Genomic DNA, 19,936 nt, shown 5'->3' with positions numbered 1-19,936 from the left:
AGGAACTCCGGTTTTGCTTGCCGGAACTCTGACAAAGCTTGCAGTCAGCCCACGTCAGCAGGGGCTTCCCTGCGTCTGATCCGCGCTGCGACACCGCGCAGCAGCCAGGGCAGCAGATAGATCGGGAACTGGGCCAGCGCGAAATACAGATAGGTGGTCGGCGGCACGCCGGCGCCGAGCGCCGCAACCAGCAGGCCCATGTTCCGCTGCCCGGTGCCGTAGCCGATCATGAAGCGCTCGGAGATGGGGAAGCGGCGCAAGGCGAGCCAGGCGCTGGCGAGGCCGACCGCGGAGACCAGGAAGGCGACGGCTAGGAACAGCGCGACCTGCCCCGGCCGGTCCATTGCCGCTTTGGTCACTCCGTCCATCGCCGCGATGGCGAAGACGAAATACATCAGCACGCCGAAGCCATCGAGATTGGGCTTGAGCTCCCGGATGCGCTCGGCCCCGAGCCAACGCCTTATCGCGAAGGCGACGGCCATGCCGCCGCCGATGAACATGACGAGCCGCAGGGCCAGCGCCAGCCGGTCGAGCGGGACGGCGGCCCCCGCCAGCCAGTCCACCAGGAACGGCGCAATGATCGGGCTCACGATGGTGGTGACGATCACCCCTGCGATGATCAGCGAAGGCTCGAAGCCGTAGAGGATGGCGACCGCAGGCGACGACATGATCGGCGGCGCCGCGCCCATGATGGCGATGCCGAGCAGAAGGCCGGGGTCGAGCGCCTCGCGCCCGAGCACAGCGAGGGCTGCGGCGATCAGCAGCGCGGGGACGAACAGCAGCCAGAGGCAGGTCACGACCAGCTTCGCCGGCCGGCGCACCAAACCGCCGATGACGCGCAGGTCGGCGCGCATGAACACGACGGTGGTGAAGCAGAAGATCGTGATCGGCAAGAGCGGGCGCGCCGCCGCGGAGAATTGCGGCAGAGCGAGGCCAAGGAAGATCGAGAGCGCGAAGCCCTGCGTGCCGTAGCGGCCGAGCAGAGCGAGGGCGGAGGCGAGGGCGGCGAGCATCGAGACCGGAAAAGCGAAACGGGGCGCCACACTGGCCGATCCGAAGGGCGGCGTCATCTGGGGGCGGCGCAGGGCGGTACGTCGTCAGTGCGCGACCGTGGCCACAAACCGGCGTCCACTTCGCTCGGAATTGCTCTAGACGCTGCTCAGCAACAGGCTGGTTTCGCTGTTCGCGACGCCGTCGATCATCCGCACCTCGCGCAGGACGCGGTCGAACTCGGCGAGGCTGCCGGCGCGGATATTGGCGACCAGGTCCCAATTGCCGTTGGTGGTGTGCAGCGTATGGACCTCCGGCAGCCCGCGCAGCTTGCGGATGACCTGCGTCGTCGACTTGCCGACGACCTCTACCATCATCACCGCGTGCACGGCATTCTCATCGTAGTCGTCGCGGACGCGGGCGGTGAAGCCGAGCAGCGTTCCCGTCTCGAGCAGCCGTTCCAGCCGGTTCTGGACGGTGCCGCGGGCGACCCCCAGCACGATCGCAAGCTTGGAGAGCGAGGCCCGGCCATCGGCCCGCAGATGCGTGATCAACGCGCGATCGAGCGTGTCGGGGACATATTTGGCAATCTCTGCGACCATCGAGGCTCCTGACCGAAAGAGCAATTCAGGTAAGCAATCTGTTCAATAGATTGTCGAAAATAACACAGTTCTGATCTTTCGGCCAACATGCCGCCAGCTGTAGAATCGCCTCTCAACAGCACGGGACCTGGCACTGCCGATGACCGCATTACCTCCCTCCGCGAAGGCGATGGTGCCGTTCGTCAGCGTCGACAACATGATGCGCCTCGTCCATCGGGGCGGCATCGAGACAATGCTGCGCGAGCTCACTGACCGCATCGAGGAGGATTTCCGGCGCTGGGAGAGCTTCGACAAGACACCGCGCATCGCCAGCCATTCGCGCGACGGCGTGATCGAGCTGATGCCGACCTCGGACGGCACGATCTACGGCTGCAAATACGTCAACGGTCATCCCAAGAACGTCGCCTCCGGCCTGCAGACGGTCACTGCCTTCGGCCTGCTGGCCGAGGTCGCCAGCGGCTATCCAGTCCTGCTCACCGAGATGACGCTGTTGACCGCGCTGCGCACCGCCGCCACCTCCGCCATGGCGGCCCGGTACCTGGCGCCGAAGGGCGCCCGCACCATGGCGATGATCGGCAATGGCGCGCAAGCCGAGTTCCAGGCGCTGGCGATGAAGGCGGTCATCGGCATCGAGGCGGTCAGGCTCTACGACATCGATCCCGCCGCCACCGAGAAGACGCGGCGCAACCTGCAGGGGAGCGGGCTGTCGGTCACCGCCTGCGGCACCGCGCAAGCAGCCGTCGAGGGGGCTGAGATCATCACCACCTGCACCGCCGACAAGCAGTTCGCGACGATCCTGACCGACAACATGGTCGGGCGCGGCGTCCACCTCAACGCCATCGGCGGCGACTGCCCCGGCAAGACGGAGCTCCACCGCGACATCCTGCTGCGCGCCGACACCTTCGTCGAATACCCGCCACAAACCTGGATCGAGGGCGAGATCCAGCAGATGGAGAAGGATTATCCGATCACCGAGCTCTGGCGCGTCGTCACCGGGCAGGCGCCGGGCCGGCGCGATCCCACGCAGATCACGCTGTTCGACAGCGTCGGCTTCGCGATCGAGGACTTCTCGGCGCTGCGCTATCTGCGCGAGCGCATCGCCGGCACGGACCTCTACCAGAACCTCGACATGATCGCCGATCCGGACGAGCCGCGCGATCTCTTCGGCATGCTGCAGCGCGCCGCCGACTGACCTGCCAATGCGATCGAGCTCCAGGGCCGGAACGGGCGCGTCCTCGCCTTGTCGACGATGGCCTTTTCCGCTTTGACGTCCGAACAATTCGCATCATCGGCGAGAGTGCGCGGCCGCTGCCGCTCGCGCTCCCGACGATCGAGCGGGCCGGTGGTTCGACCCGCTGTACGATCGCGGGAGTGCATCTGATTCCGCGTTCTTTCCCGTCAGCGGAATGACGAGTGCAGGCCTGTGCAGAAAATTGCGCAGGATCAGCTTGGATTCCAGCTCGGGTCGCTGCACTGCAATCGGTGCGGCAGAAGCTGCGAAATTTTGCCGGTTTATCCGCAACATTCAACGAAATGGCTGACAGCGCTGCGGCTGGCGCTATTCTTGCTGGCGGGGAAGGCTGGCGGAGACAGGGCCGATGCGTACGGACGCGATCGTTGTTGGGGCGGGCATCGTCGGGATTTCGGTGGCGCTGCATCTGCAAAAGGCAGGCCGCTCGGTGCTGCTGGTCGATCGCGGCCAGCCCGGCGGTGAGACCAGCTACGGCAATGCCGGCCTGATCCAGCGCGAAGGCGTCTACCCCTACGGCTTCCCGCATGATTTCGGCGCGCTCATCCGCTATGCGATGAACAACACCATCGATGCGCACTACCATTGGAACGCGATCCCCAAGCTCGCCCCCTTCCTGTGGTCGTACTGGATGCATTCGCGCGCCTCGCAGCACGAGGCGATCGCCCATAAATACGCGACCCTGATCGAGCATTGTGTCGCCGAGCACGACGCGCTGGCGCAGGAAGCCGGCGCGACCGATCTTCTGCGCCGCAAGGGCTGGATGAAGGTCTTCCGCACGCAAGCGCAGCAGGATGAACGGCTCGCCGAGGCCGAACGCTGGAAGCGCGATTACGGCTTGAACCATCGCGCGCTCGACGTTGCGGCCTTGCGGGCCGAGGAGCCGCATCTCGACCAGAGCCTGATCGGCGGCCTGCATTGGACCGATCCGGTGACGGTGATCGACCCTCTTGGCCTGTCCAAGGCCTATCTGGCGCTGTTCCAAAAGCTCGGCGGGCGCTTCGCCCAGGGCGATGCCGGCACGCTCGCGCAGGACGGCGATCGCTGGAGCGTGACACTGGCCGATGGCACCAAGGCGCTCGGCATGGACGCGATCGTGGCGCTCGGCCCCTGGGCCGACGTGCTGACGAACCGGCTTGGCTACCGCCTGCCGCTGGCGGTCAAGCGCGGCTATCACATGCATTACAAGCCGCTCGGCAACGCCGTGCTGAATCATCCGGTGCTCGACACCGAGCGCGGCTATTTCCTGGCGCCGATGCGCCAGGGCGTGCGCCTCACCACCGGCGCCGAATTCGCCAATCGCGGCGCGCCGAAGACGCCGGTGCAACTCGCCCGGGCCGAGCCGATCGCCAAGACCCTGTTCCCGCTGGGCGAGCGGCTCGACGCCGAGCCCTGGCTCGGCAATCGGCCGTGCACGCCGGACATGATGCCGATCATCGGTCCGGCGCCGAAGCACAGGAACCTGTGGTTCTCCTTCGGCCACGCCCATCATGGGCTGACGCTGGCGGCGGTGACCGGCCGCATGGTCGCCGAGATGGTGAGCGGCCAGAAGGTCTTCGTCGATCCCACGCCGTTCGCACCGGCGCGGTTCGGCTGAATCTCAGGCGGGGCGCAGCGCCGCATTCCGCCGCACCAGCCAGACGGCGAAGGCCGAGGCGGTCACGTACATGATCAGGCTGTAGATGCCGGGCACCACGGCTGCAGCCGGATTGCGCAGCACGTTGAGGGCGATGAAGATCGCCAGCGCGGCATTGTGGATGCCGATCTCCATGGCGATGGCCACCGCCTGGCCCTTGGGCAGGCGCAGCGCCAGCGGGGCGAGGTAGCCGGTGAGCATGCTGACCAAGTTGAAGGCGAGGCAGGCGCCGCCGACTGCGATCAGGCTCGGCAGCAGTGCCTTGCGCTCGATATAGATCGCACCGGCGATCAGGATGGCGAGGACCAGGATCGAGAAGATCTTGATAGGTTTCTCGGCGCGAATGGCGACGCGTTCGGCGCGCGCCCGCAGCAGCATGCCGAGCGCGACCGGGATCAGGATGATTGCGCCGACCTCGATCACCTTGCGATGCGGCGGCGGCACGTACTGGCCGTTGCCGAGGAAATAGCTCAGCGAGAGATCGAGCACGATCGGCAGCGTCAGCAGGCAGAGCAGGCTGTTGACCGCCGTCAGCGTGATGTTGAGAGCGACGTCGCCGCGGGCGAGGTGGCTGTAGATACTGGCCGTCGCGCCGCCCGGCGCGGCCGCGAGCAGCATCAGCCCGACGGCATGATCGGGCGACAGCTTGAGGCCGATCGCGATCGCGAAGGCGGCGAGGGGCAGCAGCAGGACCTGAAGGAAGAGACCGAAGCCGACCGCCAGCGGATAGCGTGCAACGCGGCGGAAGTCCCCGATCGTCAGGCTCAAGCCCAGTCCGAGCATGACGATGCCAATGGCGAGCGGCAACAGCAGATCGGTCACGATCGAACCCTGCATTGCGCGCTTCCCCTAGTCGGCCTTTTCTATGCCGTTGTGTCAGGCTAGTTGAGGAATGGATCCTACGCCACTGACTGGGTTGGATCTTTTCGTAGCAAGGTTTCCGATTCTTTCGATGATGCTCAGAAAGACGCGCAGACCGGCTTGAGAATCACTCCGACCGATTGCTGGTGGAAGCGGTGCTTGTAGGCTTCGGCGATGGCGGCGAGCTTGTCACGATTCGCAGGTTCATCCGAGATCGCGATCTGGACGAGCTTGCTGGGCTCGCGCATCAATCGGCCACGCTCGCGGTCACGATATTGCCCGCTGGCGTCGAGAATGGTCAGTCCGTCAGGGAAGCGCGGCGTCAGCTCTTCATCGACGAAGCGGCGGAAGGCCGCTTCGCTGATGCCGATACGGTCGCCGATCTTGCGGCCGAAGAGCAGCTCGGCTGAGAGCATTGCCTGTTGGCCGGACAGGCAGGACTGCGGCGCAAGGCCGGCGCAGCCGGCGAGGGTGCTTGCAATCAGAAGCGCAAAGCTGAGTCGGATCATGGCCTTGCCCCTGTCGGCTGAGAGATCGATTCGGTCAGCCGAGCTATGCGCCGGGCATTGCCGCCTCAGAAGCGCTGTGGGCTGAAATGGCCGACGTCGATCGCCGGCGAACGGCCGGCGATCAGCGTGGCGACCAGATCGGCCGTCGCGGTCGATTGGGTCATGCCGTAATGGCCATGGCCGAAGGCGTAGACGACATTGGGGTTGCGGCTTGCCTTGCCGATCACCGGCAAGGAATCCGGCAGCGAGGGGCGGAAGCCCATCCAGACCCTGCCGCTGTCGAAAGCCGGCAGTCCGTCCACCAGCCTCGTTGCCTTGTCGTAGAGCGCCCTTGTGCGGGCATGGTTGGGCGGCGCCTTGAGACCGCCGAACTCGACCGCACCGCCGATGCGCAAGCCGCTTTCGAGCGGGGTCATGACGAAGCCGTCATCCTTGAAGCCGATCGGGCGGCTGGTCAGGCCGGTCACGCCCGGGAAGCTGACATTGTAGCCGCGCTCGGTGTCGAGGGGGATGGTATCGCCCATCGCCGCCGCCAACGGCTTCGACCAGGCGCCGGCCGCGACCACGACGCGATCGACGACGCGCTGCCAGCCATCGGGACCGACCAAGGCAGGGCGCTCGCCCAGCGAGATGTTGGTGACCTCCGCCTTCTCGAAGCTGGCGCCGCGCGCGAGCGCCGTCTCGAACAGGGCCATGGTGAGGGCGAGCGGGTCGCTGATATGGGCGCAATCGGGATGGAAGGCGGCGCCAGCGAAGCGATCCCTGAGCGCCGGCTCGAGCTGGCGCAGCTCCTGCGGGGGCAGCATGTCGACGGCGATGCCGGCGGCGCGCTGGCGCCGGGCGAGCGCTTCGAGGCCGGCGGTGTCGCCCGGATTGCTGTAGGTGTAGAGCGCGCCGCGGCGATGGATATGGTTGCTGATGCCGGCCTTTTCGGCACGCGCCAGCCAGGCCGGCAGCGCCAATTGCTGGATCGCGATCATGCCGGCGATCGAGCGCTCATAGGCGGCCGGGCGGGCCGCGAGCAGGAAGCGCGCCAGCCAGGGCAGCAATTGCGGGAGATAGCCGAGGCGGATCGCCAGCGGCCCGAGAGGATCGAGCAGGAAGCCCGGCACCTTGCGCAGCATGTTCGGGCTGGCGATCGGCAGCACGTCGGTATGCGCGATGATGCCGGCATTGCCGCGCGAGGGACCGAAGGCCGGCCCCTCCTTGTCGAGGATAAGGACCTCGTGGCCCTCGTCGAGCAAGGCGTGGGCGGTCGCCGTGCCGACGATACCGGCGCCGATGATCGCGATCTTCATGTGGTGGGCAGCAGCTTGAGGGCGGCCGGCTGCTTCACCTCGATCTCGACGAAGGCGATCGGGTGGGGCGAGCCGTTCATCACGTCGTGCTGGATGCCGGCCTGGCGCATATACGCCTGGCCCTGTGCCAGCGGCACGTCTGTTTCCTTGGTGCCGTCATGGATGCGCAAGGTCCCGGCGACCAGCATGATCACGAAATAGGGCCAGCCATGGCTGTGCCAGCCAGTGACCGCGCCGGGTTCGAAGTCCCAGCGGGTGATCCGCACGGTGTCGTCGTCCTGCTGAAGCGTGGCGACGGCGGGGATCGTGCAGGTGAACGCCATGTCGCCTCCATGCGCGGATTATTTACCGTCGATCGGCCGGCTTGCCCGCCTTGCGGTTCTGGTGAAAGTTCTGATATATCAATGCTGTCCGACGCGTCAAGCATCACGGGGGCTGCCCATGACTGAGGATGCCCGCGTTTCCGGCGAGGATTCCGTCGGCGGCCGCGCCTCCGCCAGCCTGTCCGACCTGGCCTATCGCCGCCTCGAGGAAGCGATCGTGACGCTGTCGCTGCGGCCGGGCGCAGTGCTGACCGAGGCGCAGATGATCGATCTCGTCGGCGTCGGCCGCACGCCGGTCCGCGAGGCGTTGATCCGGCTGGCGCAGCAGGGGCTGGTCGAGATTTTGCCGCGCAAGGGCGTCGCCGTCACCGCCATCGACGCGATCGACGTGATGGCCGCGCTCGATGCCCGCGAAGTGCTGGAGCGCCTGATCGCGGCCGAGGCGGCCAGGCGCGCCGGCCCGTCCGAGCGCAGTGCCATCCTGGCCAAGGCCCGGGCGATGCGCGAGGCGGCGCAGGCCGACGATGTCAACGCCTATATGCGCCTCGACAAGGAGCTCGATACGCTGGTCGCGGCGGCGGCACGCAGCCCTTATGCCAGCCGGGCCGTCGAGCCGCTGCAGGCGCTGATCCGCCGAGCCTGGTATTTCTTCGACCGGCAGATCGATCTGGTGCCGGCCGCGCAGCATCATGTGATCCTTGCCCAGGCGGTGGTTGCAGGTGAGGCGGAGGCGGCCACCGAGGCGAGCGATGCGTTGATGGGACATCTGCGTGCCGGGCTGCTCGCCGCCCTGAGGCGCGAGTGAGCGCGTTCCGCCAACGTGATATATCTTAACCCTCCTGCAGAATCGCCGGGAATGTCGACAATTGATGCAACTGGCCTTTTACACCTGCGCGCTTAGATAAAAGGCGGTAACCTCGCGCAGAGTTGGGCGATGAACAGCATGGTCGATGCCGCCTTACGCGCCGCGCTCCCCGATGCGCAGGCCTTCCGCGAGGCGATGGCGCAGGTCCCGAGCGCTACTCATATCGTGACGACCCTCGGCGCTGCCGGCCGCCAGGGGCTGACGGCGACTGCGTTCAGCTCGGTTTCGGTTGCGCCTCCGACCGTTCTGGTCTGCATCGAGGCCGCCAGCCGGACGCTGGCGGCGATCGAGGAGAGCGGCATCTTCTGCGTCAACACGCTGGCGGCGGCCGATCATGAGCTCGCCACGGTGTTCTCGGGCCGGCGCGGCCTGACAGGTGAAGAGCGCTTCGCTATGGGCGAATGGGGCGAGCTTTCGACCGGGGCGCCCGTGCTCGCGAGCGCGCTCGCCAGCTTCGATTGCCGGGTGGCGGCGGTTCACCGCGTCACCACCCACCGCATCCTGATCGGACAGGTGGTCGCGCTCGGCGGCGGCGGCTCCGGCCCAGGCCTGGTCTACCGCCATCGCCGTTTCGGCGGCTTCTGAGACAGGCCTCTCGGCTCAGCCATTGCCGCCCATGTATTCCCGTTCTTCCTCGTAGAGCACGAGGATGCGGTCGATGATCGCATCGGTCGCGCCGCGATAGGTGGTCGGGTCGAACAGGTCGTCGAGTTCCTCGCCGGTGAGCCTGCCTGCCAATGTCGGATGCTCGGCCAGCACATCCCTGAGATGGCGGCCGCTGGCGATGCAATCGCGGCTGGCCTCCTCCAGCAGATGATGGGCCTCGCCGCGGCCGATCGTCTGCGCCAATGCGAGCGAGACGCGTTCGGCCATGACGAGGCCGTTGGTGAGGTCGAGATTGTACTGCATCTGCTCCGGGAAGACCTGCAGCCCCTCGACCAGGGCGACCGCATGGTTCAGCGCTGCGCCCGCGACCAGAAAGAGCTCGCGCAAGGTCGGCCATTCGGCATGCCAGCCGCCCATGGCACGCTCATGCTCCTGCGGCATCGCCGCGAGCATGGTCGCGACCAATCCTGGCGCGCGCTTGGCCGCGGTCAGGATCAGCGTGCACAGGACCGGATTGCGCTTGTGCGGCATGGCGGAGGAGCCGCCTTTGCCCGGAGCCTCCGGCTCGGCCAGCTCGCCGATCTCGGTCTGCGCCATCAGGGCGATGTCCCCGGCCATCTTGCCGAGATGGCCCAGCAGCAGGCCGAGCTCGGTCGCGATCCGGGCCGGGCGCCGGCGCTGGGTGTGCCAGGGCACGCGCACGGCGCCGATCGAGGGCATGATGCGGGCGAAGGCTTCCGAGACCGCATCGGCCTTGTCGCCGAGCGAGGCGAGGCTGCCGGCGGCGCCGCCGAGCTGATGCGCCGACTCCCCCCAGATCATGAAGTCGTCATGGAAGGAGACGATCGGGTCCAGCCAGTTGGCCGCCTTGAGCCCGAAGGAGATCGGGACCGCATGCTGGAGGAAGGTGCGGCCGATCATCGGCGTGCGGCGATGATCGCGAGCGAGGGCGGCAAGAGCATGGGCGAGGCGGGCCGAGCGGGCGAGGATCAGCTCCTGCGCGGCCCGGTACTGCTGGGCCTGGCCGGAATCGATCACGTCCTGGCTGGTCGCGCCGTAATGCACCCATTTCGCCGCGTCGGCATCGGCAGCGGCGACGCGGGCCGTCAGTGCCTTGACCAGCGGGATCGCCGGATTGCCGGCGAGCGTGGCGGCCTTGCCGATCGCGGCGATGTCGTAGAGTTCGGCCTTGCACTGCGGAGCGATCGCCTCGGCTGCGGCGGGCGGAATGACCCCGACCTCCGCTTCGGCCCGGGCGAGGGCAGCCTCGAAATCGAGCATGCCCTGCAGCGCGGCGCGATCGTCGAGGACGGCTGCCATCTCGCGGTCGGCGAAGAGCTCGCCATAGAGGCCGGCCTCAGCCATGTCGGCGCGCGCCCTGGTGCGGAGCGGTCATTGCAACCCACATCCCAGCTTCGTCCTCTTGTGCGCGCCGGTCATTTCCGGCCATGGATTAAGGGAACTTGGATAGACCCGAGGCGGGGCCGGCTGCAACCTGCCGGCCATCCTGGGAACGGTGAGGAGCTCAGCCCATGGCGATGACGATGAACGGCGAGGCGACGCTGCCCGCGGCCAAGCAGGTGGTCTGGGAAAAGCTCAACGACGCCGAGGTGCTGAAGGCCTGCATCCCTGGCTGCGAACAGCTCAACAAGGATGACGAAACGCATTTCTCGGCGGTGGTGAAGGTCAAGCTCGGCCCGGTGAAGGCGACCTTCAAGGGCAAGGTCGAATTGCAGGACCTCGACCCGCCGAACGGCTATCGCATCGTCGGCGAAGGCGAGGGCGGCATCGCCGGCTTCGCCAAGGGCGGCGCCAAGGTCATGCTGGAGGACGCCGAAGGCGGGCAGACCCTGTTGCGCTACGAGGTCGATGCGCAGGTCGGCGGCAAGCTGATGCAGCTCGGCTCGCGCCTGATCGATTCGGTCTCGAAGAAGCTGGCAGACGAGTTCTTCGCCAATTTCGCCAAGGCGGTCAGCGAGGGCTGACGATCACGAGGCCCGCCGGAGCGCTGCCAGCGCCTCGCTGACCGTCGCCTCGGCCGCGCCGACCTGGAGGGCGATGTCGGCCGCGGCGGCATTGGCGCGTTCCAGCGCCCTCTCGGTCGTGCCGAGGCTGTCGTTGACGCGGGTCGCGCTGCCGATCGCCTCGTCCGAACCGTGCGCGACCTCGGCGGCGTGCCGGGCGATGCCGCCGGTGACGCTGCTCTGCTGGGCGACCGCGTCCGAGATCGCCTCCGAATCCGACTTGATCTCGCCGATGGTCGCGCCGATCGAGGCGGCACGGACGCCGCAGGCTTCGGCGCTGGCCGAGAGTTCGGCGATCTGGGCGGCGATCTCCTGTGTCGCCGAGGCGGTCTGCGTCGCCAGCGACTTCACCTCGGCCGCGACCACGGCGAAGCCCCGGCCGGATTCGCCGGCGCGGGCCGCCTCGATGGTGGCGTTGAGGGCGAGGAGATTGGTCTGCGCGGCGATGTCGGCGATCATGCCGACAACGGTGCCGATGCTGTTGGTGACGTGGCGCAGCCGGGCGATCGCCTCGTCCATCGCCTCGGCATCGGCGACGGCGCGGTTGGCGATCTCGAGGCTCTGGCGGGCGCGCTGGCCGATCTCGGCGATGTTCGCCGACATTTCCTCGGTCGCGGCCGCGGTCTGCATCGCCTTCTCGCGGACGAGCAGCGATGTCTGGGTGACCGAACCGACCTGATCCTTGATGAAGCTGCTGGCCGCCGAGGTCTCGCCGGCGGTTTCGACGAAGAGATCGACCGCCTTGCTGATCGCGCCGTCGAGCTGGCCGATCCGCGAGGTCAGCGTCGCGGCGACCTCGTCGAGCGCGACGCCGCGGCGGCGGGCCTCCGCCGCCTCGAATTCGCGGTCGAGCGACATGGCGGTGTTGACGTCGTAGGTCAGCACCCGCTCGATGATGAAGAGGTCGTGCGGGATGTCGCGCCGCGAGAAGACGAGGCGCGTGCGGCTCTCCTGCAGGAAGATCCGGAATAGGGTGAAGGCGATCGAGGCGCGGGCACGGGCGCCGACCTGGCCGTGCCGCTCGAGAATGGTGAGCCGCTCGAGCGAATCGCAATAGCGCTGGTCGAAATCGCCGTCGAAGAGCAGGCGGAAGTGGTCGGCTTCGGCGGCGTAGAGCTCGGTGGCGGCCGGCTCGACCGCGAGCTTCAGCATCGGATGGATGGCGAAGGCGCGCGCGAAATCCTGCTCGACGACCTCGGTGATGACCCGCTCGACAATCGCGCGATAGCGGCGCAGGCGCTGCCGCTGGCGCTCGTCATAGCCGATCGCCTTGAGGCGACGCTGGACGTGTTCGAGGATCGAGGCCAACCGCGCCATCCATGAGCGCGACGATCGGAGATCGTCATTCCAGTCCACGAGGTTGCATGGGCGTGGTTAAGAATCGGCAAAGGGGATGACGCCGCGATGGTGCATCGCGAAGCGGCTGTTCAGGTGTCCTTCGTCAAAACCATGCAAAAACATCGCCAAAACAGCAGGCTTCCGGAATGGCGGTGCGCTTGACCGCGGAAAATCCCGGGTCCACATTGGTTTTTGAAGTTGTTCCAAGGAAATTCTCCGCCGGCCCGTGACGGGCCGGCGCATGGATCGTGCGGTCTTCGAGATGTCGTGGGCCGTTCAGAAAACAGGCTTTCGGAGGAGTGCCCCATGGCCAATCTGTCCATGACGGTGAACGGCAAAGCCGTCACCGCGACTGTCGATCCGCGCACCCTCCTGGTGCAGTTCCTCAGAGAAAATCTCCGGCTGACCGGAACGCATGTCGGCTGCGACACCAGCCAGTGCGGCGCCTGCGTCGTGCATCTCGACGGCAAGGCGGTGAAGGCCTGCACCACGCTGGCGCTGTCCTGCGAGGGCGCCTCGGTGACGACGATCGAGGGGCTGGCTAATGGCGGGGCGCTGCATCCGATGCAGGAGGCCTTCCGCGAGCATCACGGCCTGCAATGCGGCTTCTGTACGCCTGGGATGATCATGGCGGCGGTCGATATCGTGAACCGGCGCGGCAACCACCTCGACGAGAAGACGATCCGCGAAGATCTCGATGGCAATATCTGCCGCTGCACCGGCTACCACAACATCGTCAAGGCGATCGCCGCCGGCGCGCAGGCAATGGCGGGTGGCTCGACCAAGGACCGTGAGCCGCCGCGGCAGGCCGCCGAGTAAGCGCCGTCTCGGGCCGCGCCGTGATGCGGGCCTCGCCGATGTGATCCAGCCATAGTCGCTTCAACGCCCAATAAGAGGCGTCACGCCAGGAGGAATCCATGTCCGCTACCGGAATCGGCGCTTCTGTCCGCCGCAAGGAAGACCATCGCTTCATCACCGGCCAGGGCCGCTATACCGACGACATCAACCGGCCGGGCCAGGCTCACGCCTATTTCCTGCGCTCGCCGCATGCGCATGCCACGCTGAAAGCGATCGATACGAAAGCTGCCGCGGCGATGCCGGGCGTGCTGGGCATCTTCACCGGCGATGATCTTGCTGCCGACAAGGTCGGCGGGCTGATCTGCGGCTGGATGATCCACAACAAGGACGGCTCGCCGATGAGGGCAGGCCCGCATCCGGCGCTCGCCCAGGGCAAGGTCCGCTATGTCGGCGACCATGTCGCGGTGGTGGTGGCCGAGACGCTGGCGCAGGCGCGCGACGCGGCCGAGGCGATCATCGTCGATTACGGCGTGCTGCCGGCGGTGGTCGACACCGCGACCGCGGCGAAGTCCAAGACGCAGGTCCATGCCGAGGCGCCGGACAATACGGTGTTCAACTGGCATCTCGGCGACAAGGGGGCGACCGATGCCGCGTTCAAGGCGGCCAAGCACGTCACCAAGCTCGACATCGTCAACAACCGGCTGGTGCCGAACCCGATGGAGCCGCGCGCCGCGGTCGGCGATTACGACCAGGGCGAGAGCGCCTTCACGCTCTACACAACGAGCCAGAACCCGCATGTGGCGCGGCTGGTCCTCTCGGCCTTCATCGGCATCGCGCCGGAGAACAAGCTGCGCGTGATCGCCCCCGATGTCGGCGGCGGCTTCGGTTCGAAGATCTTCATCTATGCCGAGGAGACGGTCTGCGTCTGGGCGGCGAAGAAGGTCGGCCGTCCGGTGAAATGGACCTCGGACCGGACCGAGGCCTTCCTCTCCGACGCGCATGGCCGCGACCATGTCACCCATGCCGAGCTCGCCATGGACGGCGACGGCAAGATGCTGGCGATGCGGGTGCACACCACCGCCAATCTCGGCGCCTATCTCTCGACCTTCTCGTCCTCGGTGCCGACCTATCTCTACGCGCCGCTGCTGTCGGGCCAATACGACATCCCGGCGATCTATTGCGAGGTCGACGCGGTCTACACCAACACCGCTCCAGTCGATGCCTACAGGGGCGCCGGCCGGCCGGAAGCGACCTTCGTGGTCGAGCGGCTGGTCGAGGTTGCGGCGCGCGAGCTCGGCAAGGACCCGGCCAAGTTCCGGACGCATAACTTCGTCAGGAAGTTCCCGCACCAGACGCCGGTGATCATGATGTACGACACCGGCAACTACAGCGCCTCGCTGAAGAAGGCGCTGGAGATCATCGACTACAAAGGCTTTCCGAAGCGCCGGCGCGATTCCGCCCGCAATGGCAAGCTGCGCGGCATCGGTTTCTCCGCTTATATCGAGGCTTGCGGCATCGCCCCGTCGGCTGCGGTCGGCTCGCTCGGGGCCGGCGTCGGCTTATGGGAATCGGCCGAGGTCCGGGTCAATCCGGTCGGCACGATCGAGGTCCTGACCGGCTCGCACAGCCACGGCCAGGGCCATGAGACGACCTTCGCCCAGCTCGTCTCCGATCGGCTCGGCGTGCCCTTGGAGAATGTCTCGATCGTCCATGGCGACACCGACAAGGTGCAGATGGGCATGGGCACCTATGGCTCGCGCTCCGGAGCGGTCGGCATGTCGGCGATCTTCAAGGCGATCGACAAGGTGATCGCCAAGGGCAAGAAGGTCGCGGCCTATGTGCTGGAGGCCGACGAGGCCGATATCGACTTCAAGGATGGCAACTTCACCGTCAAGGGTACCGACCGGAAACTCGATTTCGGTTCCTGCGCGCTGCAGGCCTATGTCGCGCACAAGTTCAACGGCCAGGACCTCGAGCCGGGCTTGAAGGAGGGGGCGTTCTACGACCCGACCAACTTCACCTTCCCGGCCGGCGTCCATATCTGCGAGCTCGAGATCGACCCCGACACCGGCATCACCAGGATCGAGCGCTGGGCCGCGGTCGACGATTTCGGCAATGTCATCAATCCGATGATCGTCGAGGGCCAGGTCCATGGCGGCATCGCCCAGGGCGTCGGCCAGGCACTGCTCGAAGGCGCCCGCTACAACGCCGAAGGCCAGCTCGTGACCGCGAGCTTCATGGACTACTGCATGCCGCGCGCCGACGATCTGCCGTCCTTCGAGGTCGGCATGACCGTCACGCCATGCCCGTCGAATCCGCTGGGCATCAAGGGGTGCGGCGAGGCCGGCGCCATTGCCGCGCCGCCCGCGGTCATCAACGCCATCACCGACGCGCTCGGCCATGAGGACATCGCCATGCCGGCGACGCCGCAGGCCGTCTGGCGCGCCGCGCAGAAAACGCTCAGCCGCATGGCTGCCGAGTGATCTGAAAGGACGAGACCATGTACGCCTTCACCTATCACCGCCCGGCGACCGCGCGCCAGGCCGCCAGCCTCCTCGCCAAGAAGGAGGATGCCAAGCTGCTCGCTGGCGGCCACACTTTGCTGCCGACGATGAAGCAGCGCCTGGCCTCGCCCGGCGCGCTGGTCGACCTGTCGTCCTGCGCCGACCTCAAGGGCATCGCCCGCAAGGGCCGCAACCTCGTCATCGGCGCGATGACGACCCATGCCGAGGTCGCATCATCCCCCGAGGTGCAGCAGGCGATTCCGGCGCTGGCCTATCTCGCCAGCCATATCGGCGATCCACATGTGCGCCATCGCGGCACGATCGGCGGCTCGGTCGCCAACAACGATCCGGCGGCCGACTATCCGGGGGCGCTGCTGGCGCTCGGCGCGACGGTGGTGACCAACAAGCGCAAGCTGCCGGCGGAGGAGTTCTTCAGCGGCCTCTACGAGACGGCACTGGATGAGGGTGAGATCATCATCAAGGTCTCGTTCCCGGTCGCGTCCAAGGCAGGCTATGCCAAGTTCCGCAATCCGGCCTCGCGCTATGCGCTGGTCGGCGTCTTCGTCGCCAAGCGCGGCAGCGAGGTCGCTGTCGCCATCATCGGCGCCGGCGAAGGCGGCGTCTTCCGCTGGCCGGAGGCGGAAGCGGCGCTGAAGGCGCGTTTTGCGGTGAAATCGCTCGACGGGCTCAAGCACACCGCCAAGGGCATCAATGGCGATATCCATGCCGATGCCGAATATCGCGCCCATCTCATCGGCGTGATGGCGAAGCAGGCGGTGGCGCAGGCGACGGGGAAATAGGTGGCGCCGCCGGCCAGGTCGGGTGCGCTTCTGGGAGTTCCTGCTGACCGCGGTCATCGCCGAGCTCACGCCCGGGCCGAACATGGGCTATCTCGTCGCGCTCAGCCTGGCGCGCGGTCAGCGCGCGGGACTTGCCGCGGTTGCCGGTGTAGCGCTCGGTCTTGCGTTTCTCGGCTTGGCGGCGGCGTTCGGGTTCGCCTTCGTCAGCGCGCAGGTGCCGCTCGCTGCGCAGGCTCTGCGCTGGGCCGGCATCGCCTATCTGCTCTGGCTCGCCTATAACGCTTGGCGCGATCCGCCGCCCGGGGCGGGTGACGAACTCGGCCCGTCCTTTCGGCGCGGCCTCGTTACCAATCTGCTCAATCCCAAGGCGGCAATCTTCTATGTCGCGGTGATTCCGCTGTTCCTGCCGGTGCCGGCACCGCGCGACCAGCTTCTGCTGCTCACCGGTTGCTTCGTGGTGATCGCAACCGTGATCCACGTCGCACTTGTGGTCGGTGCCTCCGCCTCGCGCGCGCTGCTCTTCCATCCGTCGCGCGAGCGTGCGATCCGTCGAAGCGCGGCAGTGGGAATGGCGCTGGTCGCGCTATGGTTCGCCTGGTCGACGCGCTGATCCCGTGTCCGGCCATGCCGCTCGTCGAGATGAGTTTTTAGACTGGATGCCGATGTCCGCAAGCCGCTCTCTTCCGTCTTCCATCGACGCCACGCTGTCCCTGCTGCAGTCCCAGGGCTATGTCTCCGACAGGGCGCTGGCGACCGTGCTCTTCCTGGCGCTCAGGATGAAGCGGCCGCTGCTGCTCGAGGGCGAGGCCGGTACCGGCAAGACCGAGATCGCCAAGGTGCTGTCCGCCGCGCTCGGGCGCCGCTTGATCCGCCTGCAATGCTATGAGGGGCTCGACCTCGCCTCGGCCGTCTACGAGTGGAACTATGCCGGCCAAATGATGGCGATCCGCCTTGCCGAGGCCGGCGGCGTCGCCGGCGACCGCGAACGGCTGGAGAGCGACCTGTTCTCCGAGCGCTATCTGGTCAAGCGCCCGCTGCTGCAGGCGCTGGAGCCGCAGGAGGGCGGGGCGCCGATCCTGCTGATCGACGAGCTCGACCGCACCGACGAGGCCTTCGAGGCTTTCCTGCTCGAAGTGCTGGCCGATGCGCAGGTGACGATCCCCGAGCTCGGCACGATCAAGGCAGCCGAGCCGCCGATCGTGATCCTGACCTCGAACCGTACCCGCGAGATCCATGACGCGCTGAAGCGCCGCTGCCTCTATCACTGGGTCGGCTATCCCGACGCTGCCCGCGAGCTCGCGATCCTGAAGGCGAAGGCGCCGGGCGCTCCCGCCAAGCTCGCCAAGCAGGTCGTGTCCTTCGTGCAGGCGATCCGCAAGGAGGAATTGTTCAAGGCGCCGGGCGTCGCCGAGACGCTGGACTGGGCGAGCGCGCTGGTCGAGCTCGACGCGGTGGCGCTCGACCCGGCCATCGTCTCCGACACGCTCGGCGCGCTGCTGAAGTACCAGGACGACATCCAGGCGATGCAGGGTTCTAAGGTGGGGGAACTACTCGACCAGGCCAAGCAGGCGGCGCGGGGATGAGCTTTCGCCGTCATTCTCGGGCGAAGCGAAGCGCAGACCCGAGAATCTCAGGCAAGATGAAACTGGTTTCCGAGGTGCTCGGGACGAGCCGAGCATGACGCGCTACGACGGGAGCAAGCGATGAACGACGACATCAAGGCGATCGAGGCCGCGACCTGGACCTATCTCGACGGGCTCTATGAGGGCGATGTCGACAAGCTCGCCTCGGTCTTTCATCCGACCAGCGCGCTCACCCAATCGCTCGACGGCGAGCTCAAGGTCGTGCCGCGCGCGCAGTGGTTCGAGGCGGTGCGCGGGCGCAAGTCGCCGAAGGAGACCGCGCTGGAGCGCGACGATCATATCCTCGCGATCGATCTGGTCGGGCCGTCCATGGCGCTGGTCAAGGTCAAGTGCCAGATGCCGCCGCGTTATTTCACCGACCTTCTGTCCTTCCTGAAGGTCGACGGCAAATGGGTCGTGGCGCAGAAGGTGTTCATGACCGAGACGGCGGCGTGAGCAGCTGTCCTGCCAGGAAGGGCGCGGGGAACCCCTCTCCCGAGTGGGAGAGGGGCAGGGGTGGGGGACCGCCGCCGATTACGAGGGCAAGACGGTTGCCGCCGCGCCTTCCGTGGAAAGGGCAGGCCCGCATCCGGCGCTCCGCGCCACCTTCTCCCATCCGGGAGAAGGAAGAGGGCGGCTCGTGCTTCATCGGCGATGCGAGACGTGGATGCTCGCCACAGGGGCGAGCATGACGGTGGAGAGATGACCGGCAAGCTGCCCGAGAACGTCGCCTATTTTGCCCGCGCTTTGCGCGGTGCCGGCCTGCGCGTCGGGCCGGGCGCCGTGGTCGAGGCAGTCGAGGCGCTGGCCGATGGCGCACTTGGGCAGCGCGACGACGTCTATTGGGCGCTGCATGCGATCTTCGTGAAGAAGCACGAGGATTCGGCGGTCTACGACCAGGCCTTCCGGCTATTCTGGCGCCGGCGCGGGCTGATCGAGAAATTGATGGCGCAGATGTCGCCGGTGACGCCGCGGGTCGACAGCGAGCCGCAGAAGCCGGAAGCCGGCGCCTTGCGCGTCGCCGAGGCCTTCACCCCGCCGCCTCGGGAGGAGGAGCCCCCGGTCGAGCTGACCGAGCTCAGCGCCAGGCTCACCGTCTCCGAGCGCGAGACGCTGAAATCGCGCGACTTCGCCCAGATGAGCGCCGCCGAGATCGCCAAGGCACGCCAGCTCATCGGCGAGCTGCGATTGCCCAACGATGCTGTGCCGACACGGCGCTTCCAGCCCGCCCATGTCGGGGCGCGGATCGATCCGCGCCGCACCTTCCGGCGCTCGCTCAGGGGGGGCGGCGCCTCGATCGACCTCGCCTTCCGCGAGCGCGCCGAGGTCCATCCGCCTGTTGTCGCGCTCGTCGACATCTCCGGCTCGATGGCGGAGTATTCGCGGATCTTCCTGCATTTCCTGCACGCTGTCACCGAGCAGCGCCGGCGCGTGCATTCCTTCGTCTTTGGCACGCGGCTGACCAATGTGACGCGCATGCTCCGCGCCCGCGACCCGGACGAGGCGCTGGCGCTCGCCGGCAAGGCGGCGCCGGACTGGGAGGGCGGCACGCGCATCGCCTCGGCGCTGCACGCCTTCAACCGGGTCTGGTCGCGCCGGGTGCTGGCGGGCGGGGCGGTGGTGCTGCTCTTCACCGACGGGCTGGAACGACATCTCGGCCCTGACCTTTCGTTCGAGATGGACCGTCTGCACCGCTCCTGCCGGCAACTGACCTGGCTCAACCCTCTCCTGCGCTATGATGCCTTCGAGGCGCGGGCCAGCGGCATCCGGGCGATGCTGCCGCATGTCGACCAGTTCCGGCCGATCCACAATCTCGCGGCGATGGCTGATCTCTGCGCCGCGCTGTCCGCCGACGCACGGCAGATCACAGATCCGCGCCAGTGGTTGAAGAAGGCGGGTTGAGGCATGATC

At 67.2% G+C, this 19,936-nt stretch carries 20 protein-coding genes; 12 read left to right on the top strand and 8 right to left on the bottom strand.

What is annotated here, in order from left to right; translation table 11 throughout:
- Nucleotides 1-44: 44 nt before the first annotated feature.
- Nucleotides 45-1,043, bottom strand: a complete 999-nt coding sequence (locus tag CXY91_RS27145; protein WP_158673604.1) for a hypothetical protein — start codon at nucleotides 1,041-1,043, stop codon at nucleotides 45-47.
- A 105-nt stretch (nucleotides 1,044-1,148) separates the two neighbouring features.
- Nucleotides 1,149-1,592, bottom strand: coding sequence for an Lrp/AsnC family transcriptional regulator (locus tag CXY91_RS27140; protein WP_100964995.1), 444 nt, complete (start codon nucleotides 1,590-1,592; stop codon nucleotides 1,149-1,151).
- Between the two features lie 139 nt (nucleotides 1,593-1,731).
- Here CXY91_RS27140 and CXY91_RS27135 point away from each other — a divergent pair, with 139 nt between their 5' ends.
- Nucleotides 1,732-2,784: an ornithine cyclodeaminase gene (locus tag CXY91_RS27135; protein ID WP_100964993.1), complete on the top strand. Its 1,053-nt coding sequence runs from the start codon at nucleotides 1,732-1,734 to the stop codon at nucleotides 2,782-2,784.
- A 406-nt stretch (nucleotides 2,785-3,190) separates the two neighbouring features.
- Nucleotides 3,191-4,438, top strand: a complete 1,248-nt coding sequence (locus CXY91_RS27125) for an NAD(P)/FAD-dependent oxidoreductase (RefSeq protein WP_100964991.1) — start codon at nucleotides 3,191-3,193, stop codon at nucleotides 4,436-4,438.
- A gap of 3 nt (nucleotides 4,439-4,441) precedes the next feature.
- Here the strand turns inward: CXY91_RS27125 and CXY91_RS27120 are convergent, their stop codons facing one another.
- The 4 genes from CXY91_RS27120 to CXY91_RS27105 form a co-directional block, all read right to left on the bottom strand.
- Entirely contained in the window at nucleotides 4,442-5,314 is an 873-nt protein-coding gene (locus CXY91_RS27120) for a bile acid:sodium symporter family protein (protein ID WP_100964989.1), read from the bottom strand.
- A gap of 122 nt (nucleotides 5,315-5,436) precedes the next feature.
- The gene (locus CXY91_RS27115) at nucleotides 5,437-5,847 is read right to left on the bottom strand and encodes a DUF3574 domain-containing protein (protein ID WP_100964987.1); all 411 of its coding nucleotides are present in this window, start codon (nucleotides 5,845-5,847) and stop codon (nucleotides 5,437-5,439) included.
- A 65-nt stretch (nucleotides 5,848-5,912) separates the two neighbouring features.
- On the bottom strand, nucleotides 5,913-7,145 hold the full coding sequence (locus CXY91_RS27110) for an FAD-binding oxidoreductase (RefSeq protein ID WP_100964985.1): 1,233 nt from the start codon (nucleotides 7,143-7,145) through the stop codon (nucleotides 5,913-5,915).
- Entirely contained in the window at nucleotides 7,142-7,468 is a 327-nt protein-coding gene (locus tag CXY91_RS27105; RefSeq protein ID WP_100964983.1) for a cupin domain-containing protein, read from the bottom strand. The genes CXY91_RS27110 and CXY91_RS27105 overlap by 4 nt, the downstream gene beginning before the upstream one ends.
- Before the next feature lie 118 nt (nucleotides 7,469-7,586).
- On the opposite strand from CXY91_RS27105, the gene CXY91_RS27100 reads away from it, so the two are divergent.
- Together CXY91_RS27100 and CXY91_RS27095 are read left to right on the top strand one after the other, a co-directional pair.
- Nucleotides 7,587-8,273, top strand: a complete 687-nt coding sequence (locus CXY91_RS27100) for a GntR family transcriptional regulator (RefSeq protein WP_158673603.1) — start codon at nucleotides 7,587-7,589, stop codon at nucleotides 8,271-8,273.
- 129 nt (nucleotides 8,274-8,402) lie between these two features.
- Entirely contained in the window at nucleotides 8,403-8,918 is a 516-nt protein-coding gene (locus CXY91_RS27095; RefSeq protein WP_100964979.1) for a flavin reductase, read from the top strand.
- Between the two features lie 15 nt (nucleotides 8,919-8,933).
- Here the strand turns inward: CXY91_RS27095 and pcaB are convergent, their stop codons facing one another.
- Complete coding sequence (gene pcaB, locus CXY91_RS27090) at nucleotides 8,934-10,304, bottom strand: 3-carboxy-cis,cis-muconate cycloisomerase (RefSeq protein ID WP_100964977.1); 1,371 nt, start codon at nucleotides 10,302-10,304, stop codon at nucleotides 8,934-8,936.
- Nucleotides 10,305-10,471: 167 nt separating this feature from the next.
- Between pcaB and CXY91_RS27085 the strand changes: the two genes are divergently transcribed.
- Entirely contained in the window at nucleotides 10,472-10,924 is a 453-nt protein-coding gene (locus CXY91_RS27085) for an SRPBCC family protein (protein ID WP_100964975.1), read from the top strand.
- A 3-nt stretch (nucleotides 10,925-10,927) separates the two neighbouring features.
- Here the strand turns inward: CXY91_RS27085 and CXY91_RS27080 are convergent, their stop codons facing one another.
- The gene (locus CXY91_RS27080; protein ID WP_158673602.1) at nucleotides 10,928-12,271 is read right to left on the bottom strand and encodes a methyl-accepting chemotaxis protein; all 1,344 of its coding nucleotides are present in this window, start codon (nucleotides 12,269-12,271) and stop codon (nucleotides 10,928-10,930) included.
- A gap of 336 nt (nucleotides 12,272-12,607) precedes the next feature.
- Between CXY91_RS27080 and CXY91_RS27075 the strand changes: the two genes are divergently transcribed.
- The 7 genes from CXY91_RS27075 to CXY91_RS27045 all read left to right on the top strand — a co-directional run bounded on the left by CXY91_RS27075 (nucleotide 12,608) and on the right by CXY91_RS27045 (nucleotide 19,927).
- Complete coding sequence (locus CXY91_RS27075; RefSeq protein ID WP_100964970.1) at nucleotides 12,608-13,120, top strand: (2Fe-2S)-binding protein; 513 nt, start codon at nucleotides 12,608-12,610, stop codon at nucleotides 13,118-13,120.
- Nucleotides 13,121-13,218: 98 nt separating this feature from the next.
- Nucleotides 13,219-15,582, top strand: a complete 2,364-nt coding sequence (locus CXY91_RS27070; RefSeq protein ID WP_100964968.1) for a xanthine dehydrogenase family protein molybdopterin-binding subunit — start codon at nucleotides 13,219-13,221, stop codon at nucleotides 15,580-15,582.
- 17 nt (nucleotides 15,583-15,599) lie between these two features.
- Entirely contained in the window at nucleotides 15,600-16,403 is an 804-nt protein-coding gene (locus CXY91_RS27065) for an FAD binding domain-containing protein (protein ID WP_100964966.1), read from the top strand.
- A 22-nt stretch (nucleotides 16,404-16,425) separates the two neighbouring features.
- Nucleotides 16,426-17,013: a LysE family translocator gene (locus tag CXY91_RS27060; protein WP_248307657.1), complete on the top strand. Its 588-nt coding sequence runs from the start codon at nucleotides 16,426-16,428 to the stop codon at nucleotides 17,011-17,013.
- 52 nt (nucleotides 17,014-17,065) lie between these two features.
- Nucleotides 17,066-17,986 carry an AAA family ATPase gene (locus CXY91_RS27055; protein ID WP_100965161.1) on the top strand — a complete coding sequence of 307 codons (921 nt, stop codon included), beginning with the start codon at nucleotides 17,066-17,068 and terminating at the stop codon, nucleotides 17,984-17,986.
- A 120-nt stretch (nucleotides 17,987-18,106) separates the two neighbouring features.
- A complete protein-coding gene (locus CXY91_RS27050; RefSeq protein ID WP_100964964.1) occupies nucleotides 18,107-18,481 on the top strand; it encodes a nuclear transport factor 2 family protein in 375 nt (124 codons plus the stop codon).
- Between the two features lie 246 nt (nucleotides 18,482-18,727).
- Nucleotides 18,728-19,927 (top strand): vWA domain-containing protein, encoded by a 1,200-nt coding sequence (locus tag CXY91_RS27045; protein ID WP_100964962.1) that lies wholly within the window; start codon nucleotides 18,728-18,730, stop codon nucleotides 19,925-19,927.
- Nucleotides 19,928-19,936 lie beyond the last annotated feature (9 nt).

Source organism: Allobosea sp. FBZP-16, from assembly GCF_002831785.1.
Lineage (GTDB): Bacteria > Pseudomonadota > Alphaproteobacteria > Rhizobiales > Beijerinckiaceae > Allobosea > Allobosea lupini.
Note: the sequence above shows the minus strand (reverse complement) of the source record. Positions and strands in the feature narration are given on the sequence as shown.

Excerpts from the sequence above, each read along its gene's own strand:
- CXY91_RS27140 (WP_100964995.1), bottom strand. The coding sequence starts at position 1,592 with ATGGTCGCAGAGATTGCCAAATATGTCCCCGACACGCTCGATCGCGCG.
- CXY91_RS27135 (WP_100964993.1), top strand. The coding sequence starts at position 1,732 with ATGACCGCATTACCTCCCTCCGCGAAGGCGATGGTGCCGTTCGTCAGC.
- CXY91_RS27125 (WP_100964991.1), top strand. The coding sequence starts at position 3,191 with ATGCGTACGGACGCGATCGTTGTTGGGGCGGGCATCGTCGGGATTTCG.
- CXY91_RS27120 (WP_100964989.1), bottom strand. The coding sequence starts at position 5,314 with ATGCAGGGTTCGATCGTGACCGATCTGCTGTTGCCGCTCGCCATTGGC.
- CXY91_RS27115 (WP_100964987.1), bottom strand. The coding sequence starts at position 5,847 with ATGATCCGACTCAGCTTTGCGCTTCTGATTGCAAGCACCCTCGCCGGC.
- CXY91_RS27110 (WP_100964985.1), bottom strand. The coding sequence starts at position 7,145 with ATGAAGATCGCGATCATCGGCGCCGGTATCGTCGGCACGGCGACCGCC.
- CXY91_RS27105 (WP_100964983.1), bottom strand. The coding sequence starts at position 7,468 with ATGGCGTTCACCTGCACGATCCCCGCCGTCGCCACGCTTCAGCAGGAC.
- CXY91_RS27100 (WP_158673603.1), top strand. The coding sequence starts at position 7,587 with ATGACTGAGGATGCCCGCGTTTCCGGCGAGGATTCCGTCGGCGGCCGC.
- CXY91_RS27095 (WP_100964979.1), top strand. The coding sequence starts at position 8,403 with ATGAACAGCATGGTCGATGCCGCCTTACGCGCCGCGCTCCCCGATGCG.
- pcaB (WP_100964977.1), bottom strand. The coding sequence starts at position 10,304 with ATGGCTGAGGCCGGCCTCTATGGCGAGCTCTTCGCCGACCGCGAGATG.
- CXY91_RS27085 (WP_100964975.1), top strand. The coding sequence starts at position 10,472 with ATGGCGATGACGATGAACGGCGAGGCGACGCTGCCCGCGGCCAAGCAG.
- CXY91_RS27075 (WP_100964970.1), top strand. The coding sequence starts at position 12,608 with ATGGCCAATCTGTCCATGACGGTGAACGGCAAAGCCGTCACCGCGACT.
- CXY91_RS27070 (WP_100964968.1), top strand. The coding sequence starts at position 13,219 with ATGTCCGCTACCGGAATCGGCGCTTCTGTCCGCCGCAAGGAAGACCAT.
- CXY91_RS27065 (WP_100964966.1), top strand. The coding sequence starts at position 15,600 with ATGTACGCCTTCACCTATCACCGCCCGGCGACCGCGCGCCAGGCCGCC.
- CXY91_RS27055 (WP_100965161.1), top strand. The coding sequence starts at position 17,066 with ATGTCCGCAAGCCGCTCTCTTCCGTCTTCCATCGACGCCACGCTGTCC.
- CXY91_RS27050 (WP_100964964.1), top strand. The coding sequence starts at position 18,107 with ATGAACGACGACATCAAGGCGATCGAGGCCGCGACCTGGACCTATCTC.
- CXY91_RS27045 (WP_100964962.1), top strand. The coding sequence starts at position 18,728 with ATGACCGGCAAGCTGCCCGAGAACGTCGCCTATTTTGCCCGCGCTTTG.